Annotated in this window: 1 protein-coding gene; it reads left to right on the top strand. The window is 27.5% G+C overall.

Going from position 1 to position 1,294, the window contains the following annotated elements; genetic code table 11:
* Positions 1-368 precede the first annotated feature (368 nt).
* Positions 369-1,238 carry an AraC family transcriptional regulator gene (locus G5B32_RS16850; protein WP_165292655.1) on the top strand — a complete coding sequence of 290 codons (870 nt, stop codon included), beginning with the start codon at positions 369-371 and terminating at the stop codon, positions 1,236-1,238.
* Positions 1,239-1,294: the final 56 nt, after the last annotated feature.

Here is a 1,294-nt window from a genome sequence, read left to right as displayed (position 1 = left end):
TAGTTTAATTTACACCCTCGCTTATAGCTAATTTTCGAGCTATGCTTTCTATCCAAAATATTCCAATATTCTAAAAATGCTCTTATTAGATTATGTTGTAAATCAATGTTTTATTATTGAAAATCAAAAATATTTGACTTTTTTATAATTTCATTAATTAACTATAAGTTTTATTTTTACACTATAACGTTAAGTCGATGTGAAGTTTGTAGCGAGAATACTACAAACTCAAGTTTGCTGAGTTAAACTCTATGTTAGAGTTTATTGAAATGATATTATTGTATTATCTATGAAAAACAAGTCGAGAAATTAAAGCCTTCTAAAAGATTTTTCCTCTTGTCTTAATTTATCAATTAATAATATATATCATGAGTGAAACCAGACCATACTCAGATTCTGTCCAAATACTGCCCGCTCTAAAATTCAATGTTTTAGCTATAGAGGATTTTGTGGCTTTGATGGAATTAGATTATAGTCAAACCTTTAAAATTAATTGTTATACTTTAATTTTTATCACTTCAGGTCAGACTCAATATGTTGTTGATTTTAAAGTATACGATTTAAAAGAAGGTGATGTGTTGTTATTATCGCCAGGACAAGTTTTTTATTGTTTGACACCCCGACGTGTGAAAGGAAAAATGATCTATTTAATGGAAGAATTTTTTCACGTCAATAGTGAACAAGATTTTGTAGTAGGTAATTACTCTCTATTGATGATTTTGTGTCAGAAAGGAAAGCTTACTATTTCTTCCGATAGAAAACCAAATTTTTATTGCTTGATAGATTTAATTACATCAGAAGTAGAAACTTTTAAGGATAGACCTAGTATAATTCTACAACAATTGATTTCTGTTTTGTTAAACTCATTAGAAAGAGAATATAGTAGACTAGAAAGGAATGAAATTTTCATCGCTGAAAAGAATTTGGCATTAAAATTTAAAGTACTCGTTGAAAAAGACTTATCTGTAAAAAATAATGTAGAATATTTCTGTAGCAAATTAAAGATTTCCAAAAGCACTTTACAAAAGGCTACCAAACTTGTTTTTCAGAAAACACCGAAAGATATTATAGAAGAGGTGTTACTATTGGAAGCTAAGAGATTATTAAAAGTAAGCAATTTGCATATTCAGGAAGTAGGATACAATTTAGGGTTTACCGATCCAACAAATTTTACAAAATTTTTCAAGCGGAATACTGGTCTGACGCCTAATAATTTTAGAAAGAAGAAATTTGATTAAAAATTTATCAAAATTACCATATAATTAACCATTTTAACCTTTTTAAATCATGTTGA

It is taken from the genome of Sphingobacterium sp. SGL-16 (assembly GCF_011043515.1).
Classification (GTDB): Bacteria; Bacteroidota; Bacteroidia; order Sphingobacteriales; family Sphingobacteriaceae; genus Sphingobacterium; species Sphingobacterium litopenaei.
This window is presented reverse-complemented; position numbering and strand designations above follow the sequence as displayed.

What these genes read in the sequence shown, in the direction of transcription:
- G5B32_RS16850 (WP_165292655.1), top strand. Translation starts at nt 369, where the DNA reads ATGAGTGAAACCAGACCATACTCAGATTCTGTCCAAATACTGCCCGCT.